Here is a 22,252-nt window from a genome sequence, read left to right on the forward strand (position 1 = left end):
AGCCGTGAAGCGCTTGGCCCCGCTCCGACAAAATCTGCTGTCACCAAGTAGAGCCCTCCGGCGCGAGGGGAAGTACGTAACAGTTACCGCCGCGGCGAATCCGCCACCGGAACGCCATCACGTCCACGCCTTTCAGTCCCGGGGCTTGACATCGGAACAAATTAGGTAGATCGGTCTACCTATAAGACTGGAGAAAGCGATGAGCGAGAGAGCGCCGGCGCGCGAGCGCCTGCTGAAAGCGGCAGCCGAACTTTTCTATCGGGATGGTGTCGGCGCCACCGGCATCGATGCGATCACGGCCCATGCCGGCGTCGCCAAGATGAGCCTCTACAACAACTTCTCCTCAAAGACCGACCTGGTGAACGCCTATATCGAGGCGCGCCACCGGGAATGGCAGGACCTTTACCGCGAGCGCCTGGCCCATGCGGCAACGCCGCGAGAGCGGGTTCTCGCGATCTTCGACAGCTATGTCGACCATGCCGAAATGGCCTATTCCTGGGGCTTTCGCGGCTGCGGGCTCTTGAATGCCGCAGCCGAGCTTTCCGTCGGCGATCCCGCCCGCGAGATCGTCGCCTCGCAGAAGGACGAGGTGGAAACGCTGTTCAAACAATATCTCCGGGAAATGCGGCCCGACGCGGGTACCGCCGTCGACGAGACGGCGGAGCACCTCTCCTTCTTGCTCGAAGGCGCCATGTCGCGCGCCGGGCTCGACGGTCACGATGCCCGGCTGAAGACCGCGCGCCGGATCGCCATCTCGATCATGGACCAGCTATGACCTCCAGGACTTCCGCTTCTTTCGTCGGCTTCGCCTGCGTGCTTACCGCTTCCGCACTTTGGGGCACCACCGGCACGACCGCCACCTTTGCTAGAGGTGTCAGCCCACTCGGCATCGGTGCCGTCGCCATGGGCCTTGGCGGCCTGCTGCTCGCGCTGACGGCGCTGCACTCGATCGTCAGGAGCCGAACGAAGATCGCCGCGCAATGGCCGATGCTGATCCTCGGCTCGCTCTCGGTCGCGATCTATCCGCTCGCCTTCTACTCCTCCATGCATCTGGCCGGCGTCGCCATCGGCACCGTCATCTCCATCGGCTCGGCGCCGCTCGCGGCCTCCGTGATCGAGCGAATCTTTGACGGACAAAAACTGACGACCCGTTGGCTGCTCGGTGCTGCCGCCGGCCTCTCGGGCGCCGTGCTTCTCGTCCTTTCGGAAGGCCACGGCAGTGTGGGCGCTGCCGACGGGCCGACCGTGCTCTACGGCATCCTGCTCGGTCTCGTCTCCGGCTTGCTCTATGCGCTCTATTCCTGGGTGGCGCGGCGGCTGATGCAGGCGGGCATTCCGCCGCGCGCCGCCATGGGCTCGATCTTCGGCGTCGGCGGCACCCTGCTCCTGCCGGTGCTCGCCGTCACCGGCGCGCCGCTTTTGGCGTCGTGGACCAACGTCGCCGTCGGCATCTACATGGCGCTCGTGCCGGTGCTCGTCGCCTATGTGCTCTTCGCCTATGGCCTCGCCCGCGTGTCGGCCACCATGGCGACCACGCTGTCGCTGCTCGAACCGGTGATTGCCGCCGTGCTTGCCGTCGTCATCGTCGGCGAGCGCCTGCCGGCCGAGGGCTGGGCGGGCATCGGGCTCATCGTCGGCTCGCTCTTCATCCTCACACTGCCGATACCGGGCGGCCGCCGCCGCACCAAGCCTCGGCAATCCGCAGCCGCTATCGACGTGGCCCTCCCCACCCGCTGACACCGGATCCCTTGATATGAGCGACGTTGCCGCGCTGCCTTCCCGCAGGTCAAACCGAGTGTGGGCGATTTTGGTCCTGGTCCTGCTCGAGGCAGCGCTGGTGGTCTCCTGGAGCGCCGGTTTCGTCGGCATCCGCTTCGCCATCGATCACGCGCCGCTTTTTCTGATCCTGCTCTGGCGCAGCCTCGTCTCCGGCCTGGTATTGCTGCCTTTCGCGCTGACGATCGGGCCGAAGATCCGCCTCAAGGAGGCCGTGCCGCAGATGCTCTTCGGTGCGCTCGCCATGTCCGGCTATCTCGCCGGCTTCGCGCTGGCGATCTCCTATGGCGTGCCCACCGGGCTGGTGGCGCTGATCACCGACATGCTGCCGCTTGCCGTCGCCATTCTCTCCTGGCCGGTCCTCGGCCAGGCGCTCACCGCCCGCCAGTGGCTCGGCTCCTTCATCGGGCTGACCGGTGTCCTGATCGCCTCCGGCTGGTCGCTCGATATCGGCGACGTGCCGCTCTGGGCCTATGGCCTGCCCGTTCTCGGCACCCTGTCGCTGGCGCTGGCGACCCTCCTGCAGAAGCGCAGCCCGGCGGGCGCCATGCCGGTGCACCAAAGCCTCTGCATCCAGTGCCTTTCGGCGGCAGCCATCTTCGCGCTCTTTGCCTGGCATGAAGGCAGCGTTCTGCCGGTTCTCGATCCGGGCTTTGTCGGTGGCATCCTCTGGCTGGTCTTCGTCGCCACCTTCGGCGCCTGGAGCCTCTATTACCTGGCGCTGAAGAAATCCTCGCCCGCCCGCGTCACCGCAATTTTGTATCTCAGCCCGCCGGTGACGATGATCTGGGCCTTCGTCATGTTCGGCGAGCCCCTCTCCTGGGCCATGGCCGCCGGCCTCGTCGTCTCGCTGGTCGGCATCGTCATCGTAGCACGGGGCCAGAGTCCGACGCACGCCTAAGAAAGCCACCCAGTGACGGATTGCATCTTGCAGTGGTGTCTGCGACAGCTTCGCTGAGACCACTTGGGGGCATCGGTCATGAGCTTTTCCGAAATCGAACCACGTCACGTGCTCTGCCTGCTCGGCGCAGAACGCCCTTTCTCCGAACTCTGTGAAATGATCCAGTCGGCGATCGAGCGTTTCGCCCCCGGCTTCGAGATCGACTACACCTTTTCCGAGGACGCGCCGGACGACCGCATGCCGATGTCCTTCGATGTCTGCTGGGATCGCGTGCAGGAGGGCGCCTGGAACGAAGCCGACGAGGAGGCCGTCAGCGACCATCGCTCGGTCATCTATGTGCTCGGCCCGCCGATGAGGGCGGCGGATGCTGTTACCAATTCAGCCATGGCGCTTCGCCTCATCGTTCATGCCCTCGAAAACGGCATCGTTGCCGCCAAGGGCGAGAGTGCCGGCGTCGCGCACGGCGTCGCCAGATGGAGAGAGCTTGCCCGCGACGCGGAAGGCCAGACGGGCGCCGCCCTTGCCCGCCCCTGCCGCCTCGCCTTTGGCAAGCGGCCGATCGGGACGACTGACCACCTCTACAGCATCGGCTTCCACCTGATTGGGATACCCGAAGTCTACGTACCAAGAAGCGTCTCCGACAACGAACTGGCGCTAAGCGCGATCATCGATACCGTCGCCGAGGAACTCTTTGGCGACGGCGTCGAGACGGTGCTGGCCCGCCGCGGCGCCAAATTGCTGCCCGTCGACGGCTACGACGAGGACGATTTCAAGTACAATCCCTACGGCGCCATCCATCTGGCGTCGTAATCGCGCTTGGCGGATGCTTCCCCACCCTCATCCCTGCGCGCGTCACAGGGCGAGGCGGCGGCGCGTCTTCTGCGCGAAAGAGTCGTTTCAGCCCAAGGACTTGGGCTCCTTCATTCCTGTGACAAGCACAGGAATGAAGGAGCCCTTGTTAGCGTCACTGGCGCCGAAAGTTCCCTGTCTGCTTGCCACAAGGGGCCCCCACCCACCCTCATCTCCGTGCTCGCCACAGAGATCCAGCAGCCGCGCGTCAGCGCAGGATATGCGATCCCGGCGCGACGCCTTTCGGTCCACGGGAAGAAACCCTCGGGCTGCGAAAATGCGTTGCCCCACTGCGTGACTTGAAATCGAAAGCTGGGCTCCGAAACCCACCTGGCTCCGTTCCCCGTTCGCCTCTTGCATCGCGGCTCGATTCGTAATAATTGAAGTTACATGAAAAAAGACAGCCGCCTTTCCTCCGTCCTGCACGCGCTCCTGCACATGGCCGAGCGCGGCGAGCCCTTGACCTCGGACGAGCTTGCCACGTGCATGCGCACCAATCCGGTGGTCGTTCGTCGCACCATGGGTTTCCTGCGCGATGCCGGCATCGTTTCCTCCGCCCGCGGCCATGCGGGCGGCTGGGCGATCACCGCCGATCTCAAGACCGTGACGCTTCGGCAATTGCACGAAACACTCGGTGAACCCGCGATCTTTGCCATCGGCAACCGGCAGGAAATGCCGGAATGCCTCGTCGAACAGGCGGTCAACGCCGCCCTCGATACCGCCTTTGCGGAGGCCGAGGCGCTGCTGCTAGACCGTTTCGCCCACGTGACCCTTGCCGACCTCGCCGAGGACTTTGCTCGGCGGCACCGGCTCCGATCGCACTGACAGCAGCCGATCGATCCGTCCTGACGTGATCGATCCCGACACATCCGGTTATCCCGGGACCGCTTAGATCGCGGTTTTCCGGCCGGAACCCTATTGCCCAAAGCCCGGGTAGAAACACTGGTTCAAGAAACCGGTGGGCTGGCCTGCGCCCAACCGAAAGGAAGCCCCATGCAACAGGACGTCATCATCATCGGCGGCAGCTATGCCGGCATGGCCGCCGCCCTCCAGCTGCTGCGTGCCCGCCGGCGCGTGACGATCATCGACGAGGGCATTCGCCGCAACCGCTTCGCCAGCCACTCCCACGGCTTCCTCGGCCAGGACGGCATCGACCCCGGCGAGATCGCCGCGAGCGCCCGCAAACAATTGCGCGCCTACCCCACGCTCACCTGGATCGACGGCCGCGCCGAAAAAGCCAGCGGCAAGCAGGATGTCTTCGTCGTCACCACAGCCAATGGCGCCGCGCTTGAAGGCCGGCGCCTGCTCTTTGCAACCGGCGTCAAGGACGGCCTGCCGCAGATCGAGGGGCTGACCGAGCGCTGGGGCAAGAGCGCCTTCCATTGCCCCTATTGCCACGGCTACGAGCTGAACCAGGGCGAGATCGCCGTCATCGCCGCAAGCCCGATGTCGATCCACCAGGCCCAGCTCATTCCCGAATGGGGCAAGGTCACCTTCTTCACCAACGGCATCGTCACACCGGACGCCGAAGCACGCGCCGACCTCGAAAGGCGCGGCGTCACCATCGACGAGACCCCGGTCGCAAGGCTCGAAGGCCATGTCGATGTGGTACTGACGGATGGCCGCCGCCTGCCCTTCGCAGGCCTCTTCGTCGCCACCCGCACCACGCCCGCAAGCGACATCGCCGAACGCTTCGGCTGCGAGATCGAGGAGACGCCGATGGGCTTGCAGATCCGGGCGACGGCCGCGAAGGAAACCACCATTCCCGGCGCCTATGCCTGCGGCGACGTCGGCCGCGTTCCCCACTCCGTCTCGCTTGCCGTCGGCGACGGCGCCTGGGCCGGCGCGCAACTGCACCGCTCGCTGGTGTTCGGATAGAAGGCACACCTAGCAAGGACGCTGGCATGCAGGAATACCGGACGGACGCAACCGCTTTGCGCCGTTCGGTTTCCAGCCTTGCCAAATCGACGGCCTCTGTGCTTCGTTCGCTGCAAACGCGAGTTGGAGCCACCACCGATGCCCATTGCCCTTACCTGCTTTCAGGGTCGCGCCGGCGATCACAACGACCTCGGCATTCCCGGCGCGAAGTCCGTTGCCGCCCATCTCGCCAGAAAACTCGGCCTCGAAGCTGTCACGATCGGAGTCCCGGAACCGGCGATGAACGGCCATTGGACGGTTGAGCTCGAAGCCGCGATGCCGGCGCTCAGGCGCATGCGAGATCGCTTCGACGCAGTTTACGCCGAAGGATCGTTTTCGCTTGCCGCGACTAGCCGTTGCGCCGTCGCGCTGGCAACGCTGCCTTCCGTCGCCAGGCACCACGCGGATGCGGTCGTCGTCTGGTTCGACGCCCATGGCGACCTCAACACACCAGAGGCAAGCAGCACCGGCTATCTCGGCGGGCTGGCGCTGTCAGGGCCCTGTGGCCTCTGGCAATCCGGCCTCGGCGACGGGCTCTCGCTCGAAAACATCGTGCTCGTCGGCCAGCGCGACCTCGATCCCTTCGAGGCCGAACTCATCGAGACGAAGCGCATTCCGCATATCCGCCCCGGTCCCGACCTTGCGCAAAGGCTGGCGGAGGCCATCGCCGGCCGGCCGGTCTATATCCACCTCGACTGCGACGTGCTGAACCCCGGCATCGTGCCCACCGACTACCAGCATGAAAACGGGCTGTCGCTCGATGAGCTGCGCGCAGCTTGCGGTATCCTTGCCCGGAGCGAGGTCGTCGGGCTGGAGATCGCCGAATTCCAGAACGCCTGGTCCGAGGGCGGTGACCCGATTTCGCCCGAACCGCTGATTGAGGCCCTGGAACCGCTTCTGCAGAAGCTTGGCCGCTGACGCCGAAGCCGCGCCGCATTGCGCAAAGCCGGTTTGGGCGTAGCATGATCCTCCCGCTTGCGCTTGGGTCACGGCTGCGATGGTGCTCAGATCGGTCCTTCTTGCCTGCGCCTTTTTGCTTTGCGGAAGCACCTCCGCCGAGCCGTTCAGGGTCGACCTCGAACTGGTGCTCGCCGTCGATGTCTCCTACTCCATGGAGCTTGACGAGCAGCGTATCCAGCGACAGGGCTATGTCGCCGCCTTTCTGGAGCCCGCGCTGATCGAGGCCGTCGCGAACGGCCCACTCGGGCGCATCGCCGTTACCTATGTCGAATGGGGCGGCGCAGCGGTACAGGTCACGCCCTGGACGCTGATCGATGGTCGCGGCACGGCAGCGCAATATTCCGAGCTTCTCGGCCGGCAACCGATCCGGCGGATCGCCTTCACCTCAATTTCCAACACGCTTGCCTTCACCCGACGGCTGTTCGATCTCAGCCCCTTCGAGGGCAGCCGCCGGGTCATCGATATCTCCGGCGACGGCCCCAACAATTCCGGTGTGCCCGCCCCCGTCGCCCGCAATTCCACCGTCGCCCGTGGCATCACCATCGATGGCTTGCCGATCATGCTGAAGACGCAGCAACCCGATAGCGCCTCGATCCCGGACCTCGACGCCTACTACCGCGAATGCGTGATCGGCGGCGACGGCGCCTTTCTCGTGAAGGTGACGGACAGCAGCGAGTTCGCCAAGGCGATCCTGCGCAAACTCGTCACGGAGATCTCCGGCCAGGAAGTGAGCCGCCTGGATAGGGCGCCAGTGCGGCCGGCCCAATACGGCAAGGACTACAATTGCTTCATCGGCGAGGAGATGCAGGAGCGCATGATCGGACGTTAGACCGGCACACCGCCCCATCCACAGCCAAGAACGCGCAATTGCTTGACTCTGGTTAGGCGCCTTATTATCTGTCGCCTTATGACAATGCTGGAACAGAAACACCGGGCCCTGCTGCAGGAAGCCGAGCGTCGGGCGGTCGCCGAGACCGGCAACATGCGCGCCTGCTTCGAACTGCTGGCGCTCTCCGGCGCGATCGACCGGGACTGCGCCGCAAGACTGGCACCCCACCGGCTTTCGGAAGGCAAGTTCGTTATCCTCTTCCTGCTCAACGATCAACCCGCGGGCCTGTCTCCGCACGAGCTTGCCGACCGGGCCGGCGTGACGCGCGCCACCATCACCGGGCTCATCGACGGTCTGGAGCGTGACGGCTTCGTCGTGCGCCGCTCGGGCCTCGATGACCGCCGCAAGATCGCGGTCGTCCTGACCGAAACCGGCCGCAAGACCGCAGGCAACCTGCTCGGCGAACACAGCGCCTGGATCGCCTCGCTGTTTGCCGGCTTCAACGCTGAAGAGCACCAGACGTTCCACAGACTGCTGCAGCGCATCCGGCAAAATCTTGAGGCCGGGGCCACGCCGCGCAACAGCCCGGAAACGCAGCCGTGACCGAAAGCGAGACCAAAGCACGCGGCGTCGCCAGCATCGGCTCCGAGCGTCTGGCGCAACTGAACGCCGGCGCGGAAGCCGCGACCTTGACCGAGTGCCTCGCGGTCGATTTTGCGGCACTCATGGGCAGCATCCTGCCCGGCATCGGCGACGATGCCCTTGCCGAGATGAGAGCGGCCGCCTCGGCCGGCATTTCCCGGCGCATGCCGCTCGCCGCAAAGCTGATCGCGGAAAGCCTCGGTCCTTCTGCGCTGCAAGAGCTTGCGCATCATTCCTCGGACACGGCGCGGGGCTGGGCCTGTTTCATGGTCGCAGCCGTGGATGGCATGCCCCTCGCCGAGCGGCTGGCCGCAATCCGGCCGCTGGCCGACGACGGCCATTTCGGTGTGCGCGAATGGGCCTGGATTGCCGTCCGCCCACATCTTTCCGCCGATCTGGATCAAGCGATCGCCCTGCTGGCGGCCGGCTGGACATCAGATCCATCCGAACGCATCCGCCGGTTCGCCTCGGAATCAATCCGCCCGCGCGGCGTCTGGTGCACCCATATCGCGCCCTTGAAGAAGGAGCCCGAACGCGCGCTGCCCGTGCTCGAGCCGTTGCGCGCCGATCCCTCGCCTTACGTGCAGGATTCCGTCGGCAACTGGCTGAACGATGCGGCCAAGGATCGGCCCGAGTGGGTCCAAGCGCTCTGCGCGCGTTGGTCCGCCGAAAGCTTGAGCCCGGCGACGGCGCGCATCTGCCGCCGTGCACTTCGGTCCATCCCCACGAAATCCACGTCCCGAGACGGGTGAAACCGCACCCGCCCGCAATTGCATAACCTCAGACTGACAAGAAGAAAGCAGACTATGCCTCACTACCTGACCGAACTTTACAGCGCCAAGCCGGCCTGGCTCGCCCTTCCCCACCAGGGACGCCAGCAGTTCCTGACCGCGATCGGCTCCGCCATGCCGGCTCTCTCGGCACTCGGCGTCGAGCTCATCACCTTCGGCAAGGTCGACCAATCGAAGCTGCATGCGGCATCGCAGAGCTTCTTCGCCGTCTGGCGCTGCCCGGATGCGTCAGCGCTCGAAGCCCTCGTCGCCGGTATCGCCCAATCGGGCTGGCACGAATATTTCGACACCATCAACGCCGGCGGCAAGGGCACCGACTTTGCCGGCCACCTCACGCAACTCGGCGAAGCCGCTTGAGCCGCCAATGCCAAATCGGCCCCCTCAAGTCGCGTTCGGCTCGAGGGGGCTGTAGAACACGATCTCCGGATCGTTCTCGTCAAGATTGTCGATATAGCCGCTGGGCCGGAATCCGGCCTTGACCAAGAGGTCCTGCATCGGGCGGTTCGACATGTTGGTCGAGCTGAAGAGCTTCGCCCCCGAGGACATCGCCTGGAAATGCGCGATCAGCGCCGCACCGAGGCCACGCCGGCGCCAGGACGCACCGACCATCAGCATCTCGATGAACGCATGGCCAAAGAAATGGTGCGTCAGCACGCCATAGGCCGCCACTTCGCCATCGATCTCGACCAGATGGCAGCAGCCCTGCGCGACCCAGCCGGCGATGTCGACCGTTCGCCTCGGATCGCCCACTGCAACGGTGTCGATCGCGCAGAGCGCCGGATGGTCGTCCTTGACCGCAGGTCGAATGCGCATGGTCAGTTCCCGCAAATTTCGCGGGAAACTAGTCCGGCAAGCGGCGCTGTGCAACCACTGCGTACAGTCAATCCCCGCCGCCAGCGCAAGCCGGCGGCGGGGATTATCTCATCAGCGCGGAGCCAGGCTCTCCAGTTCATTGAGCTTCTTCAGCGCCGCCTGCTGTTGCAGCCAGCCGTAGTTGATGCCGCTGGCATTCAGCGTGCTTCCGGACTGGTACGGATAATCGTTGAAGTCGGCGAAGAACTCCTTGATCTTGCCCTGGATCGGCACCAGCAGCCACATGTTGCGCGCCAGGAACTCGATCGCCCCGCCGCCGTCTTCCATGCCGCGCTCATAGGGGTCCATGCGCAGGTTGGCGATGACGGCCCAGCTCGGCACTTCACGAGTGGCGGTGGCGATGTTGCCGTGGCTTGCCTGGGCAAAACTCAGCTTCCAGTCGTTCCATCTGATGGCGTTAAGGTTGCCGCCCTGGTCGAAGTAATAGACCGAGTCACGCGGCGGCTCCTTCGCCTCGCCCTTCAACAGCCCCGTCAGGTCGTAGCCGTCGAGATGCACCTTGAAGGTCTTCGACGTGCCCTTGAAGCCCTTCTTCATCTCCTCCTTGACGTCGGTAATGCCTGCAGCCGTCGCAAAGGTCGGCAGCCAGTCCATCAGCGTCACCGGCTCGTTGATCTGCGAGCCCGGCTTCACCACGCCCGGCCAGCGCACCATCATCGGAATGCGGAAACCGCCTTCCCAGGTGGTACCCTTTTCGCCGTGGAACATCGTCTGCGCGCCATCCGGCCAAAGCGCCAGTTCGGCGCCGTTGTCTGTGGTGTAGAGCACGATGGTGTTGTCGGCGATGCCGAGCTCGTCGAGCTGCTGCAGGAGTTGGCCGACGTGACCGTCATGCTCGACCATGCCGTCGGCATGGATGCCCTTGCCGGTCTTGCCGAGCGAGTCGGGCTTCAGGTGGGTGAAGACGTGCATGCGGGTCGAGTTGAACCAGCAGAAGAACGGCTTGTCGGCCTTTACCTGCCGGTCGATGTAATCCTTGGCGGCTGCCAAGAACTCCTCGTCGATCGTCTCCATGCGCTTGGTGTTGAGCGCGCCGGTGTCTTCGATCTTGCCGTCGGCGCTAGACTTTATGACGCCGCGCGGGCCGTACTTCTTCTTGAATTCCGGATCCTTCGGATAGAAATAGCCTTCCGGCTCTTCCTCGGCATTCAAGTGGTAAAGGTTGCCGAAGAACTCGTCGAAGCCGTGATTGGTCGGCAGATGCTCGTCATGGTCGCCGAGATGGTTCTTGCCGAACTGGCCGGTCGAATAGCCCTTGGTCTTCAAGACGTCGGCGATCGTCGGCATCCAGTCCTGGATGCCGTGCGGGTCGCCCGGCATGCCGATCGTCAAGAGGCCGGTGCGGAACGGCTCCTGGCCGAGGATGAAGGAGGCGCGGCCTGCTGTGCAGCTCTGCTGGCCGTAGCTGTCGGTGAAGATCGCACCTTCCTTGGCGATCCGGTCGATATTGGGCGTGCGGTAGCCCATCAGGCCCATCGTATAGGCGCTGATCTGCGGAACGCCGATATCGTCGCCGAAGATGACGAGGATGTTTGGCGGCTTGCCGCTGGAGGAGGAAGATTGCTGTGCCCTGGCCGGGCTCACCGAAGCGCCGGAGGCGACCAGCGAGGCGGCTGCGAAGATGGTGCCACTCAAGAGCAGGTCTCGGCGACTGACATCCGTTACCCCGCAACCATTGTCGGCCGTCGCGGAACTGGCTTTACCGTCATGCGCGCTCATCGCTTTCTCCTTGGCTCAAGTCGATGGGGTGAAATGCACTGCGATTTCCGGTTGAACGAGATGATGCGCTTCAACGATGACGGGGCAAGTACGTAACAGTTACGAAGTGGGACGCCCTGCATGCGGCGCTGCCTGCTTCGCCAGCGCAAGTATTCCGTGGATGAAGCGGGAGCGATCAGGCGGTTGCCATCCACTATCGCTTCCACGTATCAGGCGGTTGCCATTAGTATCGCCGCAAACTGCCAGCGCTTTGAAAACGGGGAGCGACAGAAAAGGGCCGCATGAAATCGACCAAGAAAGACAGCCCACCAAAGCCCGCCAAGGCCGGAACGATCTTGCAGCAACTGGCAAGATCGCCCGAAAAGCTGTTTTCAGGATCGTTCCGCCAGCAATATGCAGCCCTGTGTTTCCGCCGCGTGAAAGAGAGCCGCGACATCGAGATCCTGGTGGTTACCTCGCGCGAGAGCGGCCGCTGGGTCATTCCCAAGGGCTGGCCGATGAAGCGCAAGAAACCGTTCGAGGCCGCAGCGATCGAGGCCTGGCAGGAGGCGGGCGTACGCGGCAAGGTCAGGAAGAAGCCGGTCGGCAGCTACACCTATCTGAAAGCGCTCGACGATGGCGACGTGGTGCCCTGCGTGGTCGATATCTTCCAGATCGAAGTCAACGAAATCAGCGACGACTTCAAGGAGCGCGGCGAGCGCATTCTCGCCTGGGTCAGCCCCGACGAGGCGGCGCGCCGCGTGCGCGAGATCGAGCTGAAATCGCTATTGGTCGAGTTCACGCCGCGCTGAGTGCCGGCGCGGTGTCGCCACTCGCTCCATGCGCATTGAAGACAGATTGCCGCAATCGGCGGCTCGGCCTTTGGCAGCGGCGGCGCAAGCGCTTATATGAGGCCGCAGAGCCGAGTGGCCCAAGCCGGGAACCCATGCCGGGGTAAAGAGATGAACGACGAATTGCAGGGCCGTGCCGCCCATGTCGCGGCGATCCGCGATCGGGCGGAAGCCGAAATGAAGGCGATCGGCGTCGATGACGCCTTCATCAGCCATCTGGTCGATACGTTCTATGGTCGGGTGCTCGCCCATCCGGAGCTCGGCCCGGTCTTCGACGCGCGCCTTTCCGGGCGCTGGCCGGAGCACATGGAAAAGATGAAGAGCTTCTGGTCGGCCGTCGCCTTCCGCAACGGCGCCTATGGCGGCAAGCCGGTTCAGGCCCATGTCGGCGTTGCCAACATGACGCCCGATCTCTTTCCGAAATGGCTGGCGCTTTTCTCAACGACGCTCGACGACATCGCCCCCAACCCGGAGGCAAAGGCCTGGTTCATGGCCACGGCCGAACGCATCGCCCGCAGCCTGACACTGTCCCTCTTCTACAATCCCGCGCTTGACGACCCCGCGCTGAAACGCGGGTGAAGCGCCAGCGTAAGGGCCGCGGCCATCAGAGCGAGCGGCCCTCGATCAGGATTTCCTCGGCCTCGTCGAACGACATCGAAAAGACCCGCTTGCCCAGTTCGAAACTGAAGCCGCCCCGCGCAAAGGCGGAGAGCTCCTTTGCCGAGCGCTTCTCGTCGAGATCGACCTTGCGAAACGGACCGAAGGCGCGTTTTCTCGCAAGCACCACGGCGGCGTAGAGATCGTCGGCCTCTGCGATCGCGGCAGCGACATCGCCCTTGGCGACGCCCTTCTGCGATAGTTTCTGCGCGATCGCGCGCTTGGATTTTCCGCCCCGCATGCCCGACCGGGTCTTGACCTCGGCATAGGCGGCATCGTTGAGCGCCCCGTTGTCGTAGCCAAAGGTCACGGCGGCAGCGGCCAGCAGCTCCACCTGCGTGACGCTGATATCCTCGAACTTCTCCCGCGCCTTGCGGGCGATCGCGTCGAAGAGCTGCTTCTCCGTCAGCATCTGGCGATGAAGGCGATAGGCAGCGGAATTGCGCGCCCAGGCATACATGCGCGGCGTCGGCTGATCCGATTGATCCGTCTCGTCTTCCAGGTCCAAATTCGTCTCGTCCCTCGCCCAATCAAGGAAGGTCGCATTGAAGGGGAGAAATGACCTGACTCCCTGAAGCAAGGCAATTGCGCGGGAGGGCCCGTGCCCCACTTTTCCCGGATTGTTTCGGCCGCGAGCCGCGGCAGCAACGTCAGCCGGCCATTTCCGAGGCCGGCGCCGCCTTTGCCCGCCCCACTTCCGAAAGCAGCCAGTCGCTGAAGGCCATGATCCGCGGATCCTGGCTCGCGCTTTCGGGATAGACCAGGTGATAGGCATAGTCCCCGCCAAGACTGACGCCGATGTCGAACAGCCGCACCAGGCGGCCCTCCGCCAGTTCGTTCTTGATCATCGCCAGGTCGACGAGCCCGACGGCACCGCCGTCGATCACCGCCTCTACCACATGGCTCGTGTCGGAAAAGGCGACGCATCGGCTGTCGTCGAAATCGTCGATGCCGGCCGCCGCCATCCACATGCGCCAGTTCGGCCAGAGCATGCCTTCGGTGTAGCACTCGACGTGAGAGAGCGTATGGCCGAAGAGGTCGCGCGGGTTTTTCGGTTCGCTGCCGGCGGAAATCAGCTTTGGGCTGCAAACCGGCGCAATCACCGCCTCGAACAGCCGCTCCGCCCGCATCTGCGCATAGCGGCCGGAACCGAAGCGGATGGCGATGTCGACATCTTCGGTTTCTAGGTCCCTCACCTCGTCGTTGATGTCGAATGTCAGCTCGATCGCCGGGTGGGCGGCGCGGAACTGCGACAGCCGCGGCAGCAGCCAGTTGGTGGCAAAACGTGGGCTGAGCGACAGGCGCAGCTGCCGGGCGCCACGCGCCATCTTGCGGGCGCGGCCGACTGCCCCCTGCAAGGTCTCGAGCGCCTGGACGGCCGCTTCGAACACGACCGCGCCAGCCGGTGTCAACTGGATGCTGCGGCTGGTGCGCGTGAACAGCACGAGGCCAAGCTGATCCTCGATTTCCTTGATCTGGTAGCTGACGGCCGCTGGCGTCAGCCCCACCTCGTCGGCCGCGCGGGTGAAGTTCAGATGGCGGCCGGCCGCCTCGAATGTCCTCAGCGCGCGCGTCCCTGGCAGCATTCGGCTCATGGATATCTTCAAGCCCAGTTTAATGATCAATCGAGAACTACTTGTTTTTCATAGTTTGATCAATCGGGGAAGATCTGACGCATTGATGATCCGGGTGATCGGGACCGCGTATGTCCGCGTGCCGACGCCCCATTTCCGTGGAGAGAATATATGTCAGTTGGCTTGACCCCGAGTGACGAGCGGGCCGTCGGCGACCCGCCGGTCGGCCGCAGCGATGCGCTCAAGTGGCCGCCCCGCCTTTGGGTGGCGCTCTTCATCTTCAGCGGGGTGATCCTGCTCGATGGGCTCGATATCTCGATGATCGCCGTGGCAATCCCCGAAATCCAGGCGGAGTTCGGCATCAGCGCCGTCACCGCCCAATGGCTGGTCAGCGCCTATATCCTCGCCTTTGGCGGCTTCCTGCTGCTCGGCGGGCGCTGCGCGGACCTTTTCGGCCGCCGGCGCGTGCTGGTGGCCGGGCTCGGCGTCTTTGCCGTGGTGTCGCTGTTCGGCACGGTCACCAACGATCCGCTTCTGTTGATCGTTTCGCGCTTCATCAAGGGCATGACGGCGGGCTTTACCGGGCCGGCCGCCATGTCGCTGCTGACCACGACCTTCCCCGAAGGTCCGCACCGCAACAAGGCCTTCGGCATCTTCAATCTCTTCGAAGCCTCGGGCTACTCTTCCGGCCTCATCGTCGGCGGCCTGCTCGCCGGGCTCGATTGGCGGTACATATTCGTATTGCCGGCGCCGATCGCCGTGCTCCTGATGATCGCCGCCCTGCGATTTCTTCCACCGGACCCGCCGCGCACCGGACGCCTGCGGCCCGATATCGCCGGCGCCGTCACCCTCGTCGCCGGCATGCTGCTCTTCGTCTTCACCGTCGCCGCGACGGCCGATGCCGGCTGGAGCTCGCTGCGCACGATCGGTGGCCTTGCGCTCTCCGCCCTGCTCCTCCTCGCCTTCGTGCTGATCGAGCGCCGTGTCGCCGAGCCACTGATCCGGCTCGGGATCTTCCGCAACAAAAGCTTGGTGGCGGCCAATGTCAGCGCCGCCCTGCTCTATGGCGGCGCCATGGGCTTTCAGTTCCTGATGGCGCTCTACCTGCAGAACCTGCACGGCTGGAAACCGCTGCACATGGCGCTGGTGCTGCTGCCGGCCGGCCTCATGGTCGTCATCCTCGGGCCGAAGCTCGGCGCGCTGATGAACCGCTTCGGCGTCAACCGCGTGCTGATGGTCGGCCTTGTCGCCTTCGTGCCCTGCTATCTCATGATGCTACGCATCGGCCCGACGCCCGATCTGTGGACCGTGCTCCTGCCGGCTTCGCTCCTCTGGGGCATCGGCTTTGCACTCAGCATCTCGGCGCTGATGGTCACCGGCACCAACGGCGTCGCCGATGAGGAACAGGGGCTTGCCGCCGGTCTGCTCAACAGCGCGCTGCAGGTCGGCGGCGCCTGCGGCCTTGCCGTCGTCACCGCTGCGATCACGCCCGGCACCGAGCTTGCAATGCTCTATCCCGGCGTTGTCGTCATCCTCGCACTCGCCGTGCTGACGTTGCTTGCGCAGCTGATCAATCGCCGCGGCTGAGAGAGCCCGACGCCGGCTGCGGCCTTGCCACAGCGGAGCGCCCGGCAACGAACGTGGTCGATCGCCAGGCTGTCCTCGGTGATCGACCACACGTCCGGGGGCTATTCGAACTTCTCGGTACTGTCCGCCTTGCCCTTCAACCAGTAGCCGGAGGCCTTGAGCCAGGAAAGCGGCAGGCCCCGCTCCTCGACGAAATGGGCGCGGATCGCCCGCGTCACCGTCGCTTCTGCCGCGACCCAGACGAAGGTGCCGGGCTCGAGCGGAACCTGACGCACGACCGCGAGCAGCGTTCCGGGATCGTGCGCTTCAGCGAGCGGGCGATAGGCCCAATGGGTGGTGAGCGCCGCCTCGGTGCGGAATTTCTGTCGCTCGTCCAGCCCGGTGACAGCGGCGATACTGGTGATCTGATGACCCGCCGGCGTTTCCTCGATCCGCCGCCCGATCGCAGGCAGTGCCGTCTCGTCGCCGATCAGCAGCCAGCGCCTGAAATCTCCAGACACGACCGCCGAACCGCGCGGCCCGCCGATTTCGAGCCTGTCCCCGACGGAGGCCGCCATCGCCCAGGCGGTCACAGGGCCCGCCTCGTGCAAAGCGAAATCAAGCGCCAGAATGCGCGCGTCGTTGTCGTAGCGCCGAGGCGTATAGTCCCGGCGTTCCTCGGTGCCATCGGCGCCGGGCACGAAGACCTTGATATGATCATCAGCCCCGAGGCTGACGAAGTCGGCGAGATCCTCACCGGAAAGCGTGATCCGGAGCATACCCGGCGTCACCCGTTCAATGCCGGAAACGACGAGCGAGCGGCGCTTCAGCTCATGGCGAACACGCTCGATGCGCGGCGTCGGGAGATCGGAATAGGTGGGAGAATTGTCCATTTTCATCCTTTGGAGGGCCTTGAAAGCTCGATCCGCAGGACACAGTCGCGCAGATCGAAGCCGCTTCTGGCCGTTCGATCATACGCGTTGAGTGACGTTAACGCTTACGTGGCCGGGAGTGGCCCGGTCATGTCACGTTCTAACTATCGGAAGGCCCTGCTTCGATCAATGCGTCATCTTGACTAAAACAGGAAGGTTTTTCCAGCCAAAAGAAAAACGCGCCCGCCGGAACGGACGCGTTTCTCAAAACAGGAGCGCTCGAAGCCTTAAGCGGCCAGCGCCGCGACCTCACCGCGGATGAGGTCACCGAGACGGCGGATGCCCTCGTCGATCATCTGGTCGTTGGCGCAGGAGAAGGAAACGCGCAGCGTGTTCTCGCCCGAGCCATCGGCAAAGAAGGCGCGGCCGGGAACGAAGGCGACCTTGGCGGTCTCGATCGATTTCGCCAACAGTGCCGCGCCATCCATGCCCTTCGGCAGCGTGACCCAGACGAACATGCCGCCTTCCGGCTTCGTCCAGGAAACGCCTTCGGGCATGTACTTTGCAAGAGCCGCCAGCATCGCGTTGCGGCGTTGCTTGTAGACCCGGTGGATCTTGGCCACCTGCTGGTCGAAGCCGCGCTCGGCAACGGTGCAGATCGCCATCTGGTTGATGGTCGACGAGTGCAGATCGGCGGCCTGCTTCATCAGCACGAGCTTGCGGATCACCTTGTCCGAGGCGACGACCCAGCCGACGCGAAGGCCGGGAGCGAGCGTCTTGGAGAACGAGCCGCAATAGATCGTGCGGGTGTTGTTGATGTCGCCCTTCTTGGCGATTTCAAGCGCCAGGATCGGCGGGATCGGCTCGCCGTCGTAGCGCAACGACTGGTAGGCCGCGTCTTCGATCACGGCGATGTCGAGCTCTTCGGCCAGTGCCAGCACGCGCTCGCGGCCGGCCCGGTCGACGGTCTCGCCGGTCGGGTTGGCGAAATCGGCAGAAAGATAGGCAAACTTGACGCGGCCGCCGGCTTCGTCTGCCGCCTGGCGGTAGGCCTCCGGCGTGCGGTTGCCGTTCGGGTTCAGCTGGTCGTAGGTCGGCTCATAGGCATTGAAGGCCTGCAGCGCGCCGAGATAGGTCGGCCAGGTGACGAGCGCCGTGTCGTTCGGCGACAGGAACAGCTTGCCGAGATAGTCGAGGCCCTGCTGCGAGCCCGAAGTGATGAAGATGTTGTCGACGCCGGCGGGAATACCGAGCGCCGCCATCTGCTTGGCGAGCCATTCGCGCAGCGGCTTGTAGCCTTCGCTGACCGAGTACTGCAGCGCCGCGCCTACGGTCGGGCCTGCAAAGATTTCCGCATAGGCGTCCTTGAATTCCGCATCCGGAAACAGCGCCGGATCGGGAATGCCACCGGCAAACGAGATGATGTCGGGGCGGTCGAGCAGCTTCAAGAGTTCGCGGATTTCCGAGGCGCGCATCCGGCTCGAGCGCGTCGCGAAGATATGTTCCCAATCCAGCATGGGTCGTTTCCTCAGAGATTATAGTGCGGAAAGCGGTTCTCCGCTTCCTCCCGCGTCATTCTAGAGCGCCGTGCGTTCGTGTGAACGCACAAAGGACGCTCTGGTTTTTTGTTAGAGCATCTTTCCGCTTCGAGCGATCCCCCTTGAAAGCAGGATGCTCTGGACGGTGAAACGGACAGGACCACGACGGCTAATTTATGTCAATATTATTGACCTAATTCCGTGCGTTTTTCGGGCTTTTCGGGCTCTTTGCACGTAGCGTCCAAGACCTGACGTTACGTCAGTTCAACCGGAATGCCACGCGCCATAAGGTAAAGCAAGGCACCGTGTAACTGTTACGCCCTTGGCGTCTGGTTCAACCGCGCGCACAGTCTCGCGTCCACCGATTGTCTTTCATGACAGTGCCGTATGTCCGATGGGACGCTGACGGCCGCTGTAGCACTTTATCGTGCCGCATGATTTTCCCTCGGCCCATCCCGATCGCAGGAACGACGCGGCACAAGGTTTCAAGCCCCTCTGGCGATATGGAGCGACGTGCCATGAACAAGCCTCCGGTTTCCGATGCCGATTTCGCGTGCCGATGCTGATCCGCTGGCCGGGCGTGATCAAGCCGAACACGGTCTACAACGAGATGTTCTCGCATTACGACCTGATACCCACCTTCTGTGCCGCCGCCGGCGAACCGGATGTCGTCGCCAAATGCCTCACCGGCTATCAGGCCGGCAGCAAGACCTTCAAGGTCCACCTCGACGGCTACAACCTGATGCCCTTCTTCCGCGGCGAAGTTGCCGACGGCCCGCGCCGCGAATTCCTCTACTGGAACGACGACGGCGAACTGGTGGCCGTGCGCGTGCAGGACTGGAAGATCAACTTCAAGATCCAGGAACACACCGGCATCGGCGTCTGGCAGCGCGAATTCACCAATATGCGTGTACCGTTGATCTTCAATCTGCGTTCCGACCCGTTCGAGCGCGGCCCGGAATCCTTCGAATACGACCGCTGGATGGCCGAACGCGCCTTCCTGCTCGTGCCCTCGCAGGCGATGATCGCCAAATGGCTCGAAAGCTTCGAGGAATTCCCGATCCGCCAGAAACCGGCAAGCTTCAACCTCGACGAGGTGATGGGCAAGCTGACCACCGGCGGCAAGCAGTAGGCAAGATACCCCCTCGGCCGTCCCCATCCCGCAGCACAGCGTCTTGCGGGATGGTGTTTCGTTGCCTTTCGACCGGATGGCTCAGCCCGCCCGATGCGGCGCTTTGCGAGGCCTTCAGTACGGGTCGACCGCAGTACCCGGTGCCCTGATAATCCAAAGTGGCAAATTGCCGGGCAAGCAAGCGGAGCGTAAAATTCCGGCCCTCAATTCGACCGGAGGGACTAGGCTATGAGCAGACTGTTTATCCTGTCAGCTGGCGCCATCCTGGCGCTGGCGCAAGCGGCGTCCGCCGCACCCGCAGCGCCGGAGACGCACCCCCTCAAGATCGCCAAGGAGTGCAGCCAGTTCACCGGCGACACCCCGAGCTTCTGCACCATCACGGAATCGAACCTCGAAGCGATCCCGGCTGGCACCAGGATCCTCTATTATGGACCGGTGGTCGCCAATCCCCTCTTCTCCAGCAGCACCGCCGTCATCTCGGTTGGAAACGGTGACTCGGCGCTCGGCTATTGCGTCGTCTACGATACGGCCAAGCCGCCGCTCGGCACCTGCGCGTTTCATGCCGGCAGCGGCACGCTCGCGGGCTTCCAGGCGATCGTCAAGGTCACGGTCGACGACAAGCAGATCTGGCACTGGGACGGAGACTACGTCCTCGGCACCACCCAGGCGGCCAAGTGAGGCCGTAGGAAGGATCGGTCTCGCAGCAACCGGCCACGACCAACATGAAGAGGCAGAGCGCGGCAATCCGCCGGGCACTCGACCTGTTGCCGCCAGATCGCCCAATGCGCTGTCCCCGCCATCAGCGGGGGCAGGCGCCGCGTCACGTTCTGACCGCTGGTGTGCTGGCGTTGCCTGTGAACAGAAGCCGGAAACCGAGCCCGAGCATGACCGCACCGGTGAAACGCTGCTGCCAGACGAGCAGCGTCGGAAAACGGTAGAGCGCCTGCCCGACCGTACCCGAAGCGAGTGCTACCGACCCGAGCGAAAGGATACCGGCAAGCTTCTGCACGGTGCCGAGCACGGCAAGCTGCAGCCACACCGGGCCGGCAGCCGGGTCGACGAACTGCGGCAGGAAAGCGAACATGAAGAGCAGCGACTTCGGGTTCGTCAGGCTGTTGATCGTTCCCTCGCGAACCGCGCGCCAATCGGAGACGTCGGCCGCTGCCAGCCGCTTCTTGGTGGCAGCCTTGCCGAAACTCGACGAGACCATCCGCGCACCGAGATAGAGCATGTAGGCAGCGCCCACCCATTGCAGCAACAGGAGACCGGCGGGATAGGCCTTCAGCAACGAGGCGACCCCCAGAACCAGGAGGCTCACCTGCACCACGCCCGCAACGAACACCATGCCGACGACCGTCAGCAGCGCCACGCGGCGGCCCTGCCCGATCCCGCGTGCGAGAACCAGCATCATGTCCGGACCGGGCGTGATTTCGAGAACGAATAGTGCGGCAACGAAGGTCAGGAGAATGGGAAGATCGGCCATCGGAGATTCCGGTTCGGGTCAGCATTCACACGCTTAGCCGGAAGCTTCCGGCCTGTCGATCAGCCGCGCGGTGACGGCGGGCCGACTTTTTTCTTCGCCTGCCGCCATCTTCGTCTAGTCTGTGCGAAAACGTCGCCGGCAGAGGACTTCGGCGGGAATGAATGGTGAGCGGAAAACCTCGACGTCTGCAGATCCCGCAATAGAAGGCGGGACGCCCACCCTTCCCCAGCCTCGCCTCCCCGTCTCCTGCAGCATCGACATCCCAAAAGCACCCATGACAAAATCCGAAACGAACGACACCCTCGCCTTCTACCGCGACAATGCCGCCACCTATGCGGCGCGCGAACGCAAGCCGCCGACCGCTCGCCTTGAGGCCTTCATGCGTCGACTGTCGCCGGGCGCTGCCGTACTCGACCTCGGCTGCGGCGGCGGCCACGATAGTCTCATTCTTCTGGAGCACGGGTTCGACGTCACCGCCTGCGACGGCTCGGCGGATCTCGCGCGGGAAGCCGAACTGCGCATCGGCCGCAAGGTCGAAGTGACAAGGTTTCAGGAGATCGTTTGGGAAGAACGGTTCGACGGCATCTGGGCCGAGGCCTCGCTCTTGCATGTGCCGCGCGCGGAGCTTGCCGACGTGCTCACGCGCATTCGCCGGACGCTGAAGCCGGGCGGTCTTCTGCAGGCGAGTTTCAAGGCAGGCGAGACGGAAGGCCACGACCGCTTCGGCCGCTACTTCAACTATCCCTCGGCCGAATGGCTCCACGGCCGCTTCGAGGACGCCAGATGGTCGGACATCGAGATCAGCGAGGCCGATGGCAGTGGCTACGACGGCGAGCCGACCCGCTGGCTGCATGTGGCGGCAATCCGTTCGGCCTGATGCGCGTTCTTAGCCAGCATCTTCACTTGGCCGGCCCCGTCACTGAGGGGAGCGACGCCTAAGACTGTCGCGTAAAAGGCTTCACACACCAAGCAACAACATCAAGCCCAGCAGCACGCTGGGCATGGAGACCATTCGCAAGTAGGTGCTTGGCGCGAAAAAGACAGCCCACAGGCCGATACCCGCGCCGAGCAGCGGGATAAACAGGAAATTGTCGATGAAGCGCGCCCAAACGGCAGCCGCCGACGGCCCGCAGCGGCTACAACCGGTATCCCCAATCCTGACGCCTCAGGCTTCGCGACTGAAGTAACTCAGGATCAGAAGCGTGCAGATCGCCGCAACGATCAAGGCGTCGAAAAGTGCAAAGTGCTCGAAGAATGAGAGCATGGCATGTCCTCCTTCCAACTAAACCTATGAGAGCACATATTTTTTAGGTTTGAAAGAAAAATCCCGGGATATACTGAAT

24 protein-coding genes are annotated in these 22,252 nt (G+C 64.0%); 17 read left to right on the plus strand and 7 right to left on the minus strand.

Features of this window, described 5'->3' with window-relative positions:
- The first annotated feature begins 199 nt into the window (after nt 1-199).
- The 11 genes from LAC81_RS10870 (at nt 200) to LAC81_RS10920 (ending at nt 9,022) form a co-directional block, all read left to right on the plus strand.
- Entirely contained in the window at nt 200-775 is a 576-nt protein-coding gene (locus LAC81_RS10870) for a TetR/AcrR family transcriptional regulator (protein WP_223724788.1), read from the plus strand.
- Complete coding sequence (locus LAC81_RS10875) at nt 772-1,737, plus strand: DMT family transporter (RefSeq protein ID WP_223724789.1); 966 nt, start codon at nt 772-774, stop codon at nt 1,735-1,737. Before LAC81_RS10870 ends, LAC81_RS10875 begins: the two co-directional genes overlap by 4 nt.
- A 16-nt stretch (nt 1,738-1,753) precedes the next feature.
- A complete protein-coding gene (locus LAC81_RS10880; RefSeq protein ID WP_223724790.1) occupies nt 1,754-2,677 on the plus strand; it encodes a DMT family transporter in 924 nt (307 codons plus the stop codon).
- 78 nt (nt 2,678-2,755) lie between these two features.
- The gene (locus LAC81_RS10885; RefSeq protein ID WP_223724791.1) at nt 2,756-3,487 is read left to right on the plus strand and encodes a hypothetical protein; all 732 of its coding nucleotides are present in this window, start codon (nt 2,756-2,758) and stop codon (nt 3,485-3,487) included.
- A gap of 429 nt (nt 3,488-3,916) precedes the next feature.
- The gene (locus LAC81_RS10890; RefSeq protein ID WP_223724792.1) at nt 3,917-4,351 is read left to right on the plus strand and encodes an Rrf2 family transcriptional regulator; all 435 of its coding nucleotides are present in this window, start codon (nt 3,917-3,919) and stop codon (nt 4,349-4,351) included.
- A gap of 168 nt (nt 4,352-4,519) precedes the next feature.
- Nucleotides 4,520-5,404: an NAD(P)/FAD-dependent oxidoreductase gene (locus LAC81_RS10895; RefSeq protein WP_223724793.1), complete on the plus strand. Its 885-nt coding sequence runs from the start codon at nt 4,520-4,522 to the stop codon at nt 5,402-5,404.
- A gap of 138 nt (nt 5,405-5,542) precedes the next feature.
- On the plus strand, nt 5,543-6,361 hold the full coding sequence (locus tag LAC81_RS10900) for an arginase family protein (RefSeq protein WP_223724794.1): 819 nt from the start codon (nt 5,543-5,545) through the stop codon (nt 6,359-6,361).
- Nucleotides 6,362-6,440: 79 nt separating this feature from the next.
- Entirely contained in the window at nt 6,441-7,232 is a 792-nt protein-coding gene (locus tag LAC81_RS10905) for a DUF1194 domain-containing protein (protein WP_223724795.1), read from the plus strand.
- 78 nt (nt 7,233-7,310) lie between these two features.
- Entirely contained in the window at nt 7,311-7,835 is a 525-nt protein-coding gene (locus LAC81_RS10910) for a MarR family winged helix-turn-helix transcriptional regulator (protein ID WP_223724796.1), read from the plus strand.
- Entirely contained in the window at nt 7,832-8,626 is a 795-nt protein-coding gene (locus LAC81_RS10915) for a DNA alkylation repair protein (protein WP_223724797.1), read from the plus strand. Before LAC81_RS10910 ends, LAC81_RS10915 begins: the two co-directional genes overlap by 4 nt.
- Before the next feature lie 54 nt (nt 8,627-8,680).
- The gene (locus LAC81_RS10920; protein ID WP_223724798.1) at nt 8,681-9,022 is read left to right on the plus strand and encodes a DUF6616 family protein; all 342 of its coding nucleotides are present in this window, start codon (nt 8,681-8,683) and stop codon (nt 9,020-9,022) included.
- Between the two features lie 24 nt (nt 9,023-9,046).
- Here LAC81_RS10920 and LAC81_RS10925 read toward each other — a convergent pair whose 3' ends face one another.
- Nucleotides 9,047-9,478: a GNAT family N-acetyltransferase gene (locus LAC81_RS10925; protein ID WP_223724799.1), complete on the minus strand. Its 432-nt coding sequence runs from the start codon at nt 9,476-9,478 to the stop codon at nt 9,047-9,049.
- A gap of 111 nt (nt 9,479-9,589) precedes the next feature.
- Nucleotides 9,590-11,257, minus strand: coding sequence for an arylsulfatase (locus LAC81_RS10930; RefSeq protein WP_223724800.1), 1,668 nt, complete (start codon nt 11,255-11,257; stop codon nt 9,590-9,592).
- 281 nt (nt 11,258-11,538) lie between these two features.
- Here LAC81_RS10930 and LAC81_RS10935 point away from each other — a divergent pair, with 281 nt between their 5' ends.
- Both LAC81_RS10935 and LAC81_RS10940 read left to right on the plus strand, forming a co-directional pair.
- Nucleotides 11,539-12,048 carry an NUDIX hydrolase gene (locus tag LAC81_RS10935; RefSeq protein ID WP_113538965.1) on the plus strand — a complete coding sequence of 170 codons (510 nt, stop codon included), beginning with the start codon at nt 11,539-11,541 and terminating at the stop codon, nt 12,046-12,048.
- A gap of 150 nt (nt 12,049-12,198) precedes the next feature.
- A complete protein-coding gene (locus LAC81_RS10940) occupies nt 12,199-12,666 on the plus strand; it encodes a group III truncated hemoglobin (RefSeq protein WP_223724801.1) in 468 nt (155 codons plus the stop codon).
- Between the two features lie 25 nt (nt 12,667-12,691).
- Here LAC81_RS10940 and recX read toward each other — a convergent pair whose 3' ends face one another.
- Together recX and gcvA are read right to left on the minus strand one after the other, a co-directional pair.
- Nucleotides 12,692-13,246, minus strand: coding sequence for a recombination regulator RecX (gene recX / locus LAC81_RS10945; RefSeq protein ID WP_223727804.1), 555 nt, complete (start codon nt 13,244-13,246; stop codon nt 12,692-12,694).
- 148 nt (nt 13,247-13,394) lie between these two features.
- Nucleotides 13,395-14,339 carry a transcriptional regulator GcvA gene (gcvA, locus tag LAC81_RS10950; RefSeq protein WP_223724802.1) on the minus strand — a complete coding sequence of 315 codons (945 nt, stop codon included), beginning with the start codon at nt 14,337-14,339 and terminating at the stop codon, nt 13,395-13,397.
- Between the two features lie 150 nt (nt 14,340-14,489).
- On the opposite strand from gcvA, the gene LAC81_RS10955 reads away from it, so the two are divergent.
- On the plus strand, nt 14,490-15,905 hold the full coding sequence (locus LAC81_RS10955; RefSeq protein ID WP_223724803.1) for an MFS transporter: 1,416 nt from the start codon (nt 14,490-14,492) through the stop codon (nt 15,903-15,905).
- A gap of 101 nt (nt 15,906-16,006) precedes the next feature.
- On the opposite strand, the gene LAC81_RS10960 is transcribed toward LAC81_RS10955, so the two are convergent.
- Nucleotides 16,007-16,777: a siderophore-interacting protein gene (locus tag LAC81_RS10960; protein WP_223724804.1), complete on the minus strand. Its 771-nt coding sequence runs from the start codon at nt 16,775-16,777 to the stop codon at nt 16,007-16,009.
- A 266-nt stretch (nt 16,778-17,043) separates the two neighbouring features.
- Nucleotides 17,044-18,273: a PLP-dependent aminotransferase family protein gene (locus tag LAC81_RS10965; RefSeq protein ID WP_113538958.1), complete on the minus strand. Its 1,230-nt coding sequence runs from the start codon at nt 18,271-18,273 to the stop codon at nt 17,044-17,046.
- A 580-nt stretch (nt 18,274-18,853) separates the two neighbouring features.
- On the opposite strand from LAC81_RS10965, the gene LAC81_RS10970 reads away from it, so the two are divergent.
- On the plus strand, nt 18,854-19,426 hold the full coding sequence (locus LAC81_RS10970; RefSeq protein WP_223727805.1) for a hypothetical protein: 573 nt from the start codon (nt 18,854-18,856) through the stop codon (nt 19,424-19,426).
- Between the two features lie 228 nt (nt 19,427-19,654).
- Nucleotides 19,655-20,104 (plus strand): hypothetical protein, encoded by a 450-nt coding sequence (locus LAC81_RS10975; RefSeq protein WP_223724805.1) that lies wholly within the window; start codon nt 19,655-19,657, stop codon nt 20,102-20,104.
- A gap of 142 nt (nt 20,105-20,246) precedes the next feature.
- Here the strand turns inward: LAC81_RS10975 and LAC81_RS10980 are convergent, their stop codons facing one another.
- Complete coding sequence (locus LAC81_RS10980; RefSeq protein ID WP_223724806.1) at nt 20,247-20,909, minus strand: LysE family translocator; 663 nt, start codon at nt 20,907-20,909, stop codon at nt 20,247-20,249.
- A gap of 274 nt (nt 20,910-21,183) precedes the next feature.
- Between LAC81_RS10980 and LAC81_RS10985 the strand changes: the two genes are divergently transcribed.
- A complete protein-coding gene (locus tag LAC81_RS10985; protein ID WP_223724807.1) occupies nt 21,184-21,786 on the plus strand; it encodes a class I SAM-dependent methyltransferase in 603 nt (200 codons plus the stop codon).
- The last annotated feature ends 466 nt before the right edge of the window (nt 21,787-22,252 follow it).

It is taken from the genome of Ensifer adhaerens, assembly GCF_020035535.1.
Taxonomy (GTDB): Bacteria; Pseudomonadota; Alphaproteobacteria; order Rhizobiales; family Rhizobiaceae; genus Ensifer.

Excerpts from the sequence above, each read along its gene's own strand:
- LAC81_RS10870 (WP_223724788.1), top strand. The coding sequence starts at position 200 with ATGAGCGAGAGAGCGCCGGCGCGCGAGCGCCTGCTGAAAGCGGCAGCC.
- LAC81_RS10875 (WP_223724789.1), top strand. The coding sequence starts at position 772 with ATGACCTCCAGGACTTCCGCTTCTTTCGTCGGCTTCGCCTGCGTGCTT.
- LAC81_RS10880 (WP_223724790.1), top strand. The coding sequence starts at position 1,754 with ATGAGCGACGTTGCCGCGCTGCCTTCCCGCAGGTCAAACCGAGTGTGG.
- LAC81_RS10885 (WP_223724791.1), top strand. The coding sequence starts at position 2,756 with ATGAGCTTTTCCGAAATCGAACCACGTCACGTGCTCTGCCTGCTCGGC.
- LAC81_RS10890 (WP_223724792.1), top strand. The coding sequence starts at position 3,917 with ATGAAAAAAGACAGCCGCCTTTCCTCCGTCCTGCACGCGCTCCTGCAC.
- LAC81_RS10895 (WP_223724793.1), top strand. The coding sequence starts at position 4,520 with ATGCAACAGGACGTCATCATCATCGGCGGCAGCTATGCCGGCATGGCC.
- LAC81_RS10900 (WP_223724794.1), top strand. The coding sequence starts at position 5,543 with ATGCCCATTGCCCTTACCTGCTTTCAGGGTCGCGCCGGCGATCACAAC.
- LAC81_RS10905 (WP_223724795.1), top strand. The coding sequence starts at position 6,441 with ATGGTGCTCAGATCGGTCCTTCTTGCCTGCGCCTTTTTGCTTTGCGGA.
- LAC81_RS10910 (WP_223724796.1), top strand. The coding sequence starts at position 7,311 with ATGACAATGCTGGAACAGAAACACCGGGCCCTGCTGCAGGAAGCCGAG.
- LAC81_RS10920 (WP_223724798.1), top strand. The coding sequence starts at position 8,681 with ATGCCTCACTACCTGACCGAACTTTACAGCGCCAAGCCGGCCTGGCTC.
- LAC81_RS10925 (WP_223724799.1), bottom strand. The coding sequence starts at position 9,478 with ATGCGCATTCGACCTGCGGTCAAGGACGACCATCCGGCGCTCTGCGCG.
- LAC81_RS10930 (WP_223724800.1), bottom strand. The coding sequence starts at position 11,257 with ATGAGCGCGCATGACGGTAAAGCCAGTTCCGCGACGGCCGACAATGGT.
- LAC81_RS10935 (WP_113538965.1), top strand. The coding sequence starts at position 11,539 with ATGAAATCGACCAAGAAAGACAGCCCACCAAAGCCCGCCAAGGCCGGA.
- LAC81_RS10940 (WP_223724801.1), top strand. The coding sequence starts at position 12,199 with ATGAACGACGAATTGCAGGGCCGTGCCGCCCATGTCGCGGCGATCCGC.
- gcvA (WP_223724802.1), bottom strand. The coding sequence starts at position 14,339 with ATGAGCCGAATGCTGCCAGGGACGCGCGCGCTGAGGACATTCGAGGCG.
- LAC81_RS10955 (WP_223724803.1), top strand. The coding sequence starts at position 14,490 with ATGTCAGTTGGCTTGACCCCGAGTGACGAGCGGGCCGTCGGCGACCCG.
- LAC81_RS10960 (WP_223724804.1), bottom strand. The coding sequence starts at position 16,777 with ATGGACAATTCTCCCACCTATTCCGATCTCCCGACGCCGCGCATCGAG.
- LAC81_RS10965 (WP_113538958.1), bottom strand. The coding sequence starts at position 18,273 with ATGCTGGATTGGGAACATATCTTCGCGACGCGCTCGAGCCGGATGCGC.
- LAC81_RS10970 (WP_223727805.1), top strand. The coding sequence starts at position 18,854 with ATGCTGATCCGCTGGCCGGGCGTGATCAAGCCGAACACGGTCTACAAC.
- LAC81_RS10975 (WP_223724805.1), top strand. The coding sequence starts at position 19,655 with ATGAGCAGACTGTTTATCCTGTCAGCTGGCGCCATCCTGGCGCTGGCG.
- LAC81_RS10980 (WP_223724806.1), bottom strand. The coding sequence starts at position 20,909 with ATGGCCGATCTTCCCATTCTCCTGACCTTCGTTGCCGCACTATTCGTT.
- LAC81_RS10985 (WP_223724807.1), top strand. The coding sequence starts at position 21,184 with ATGACAAAATCCGAAACGAACGACACCCTCGCCTTCTACCGCGACAAT.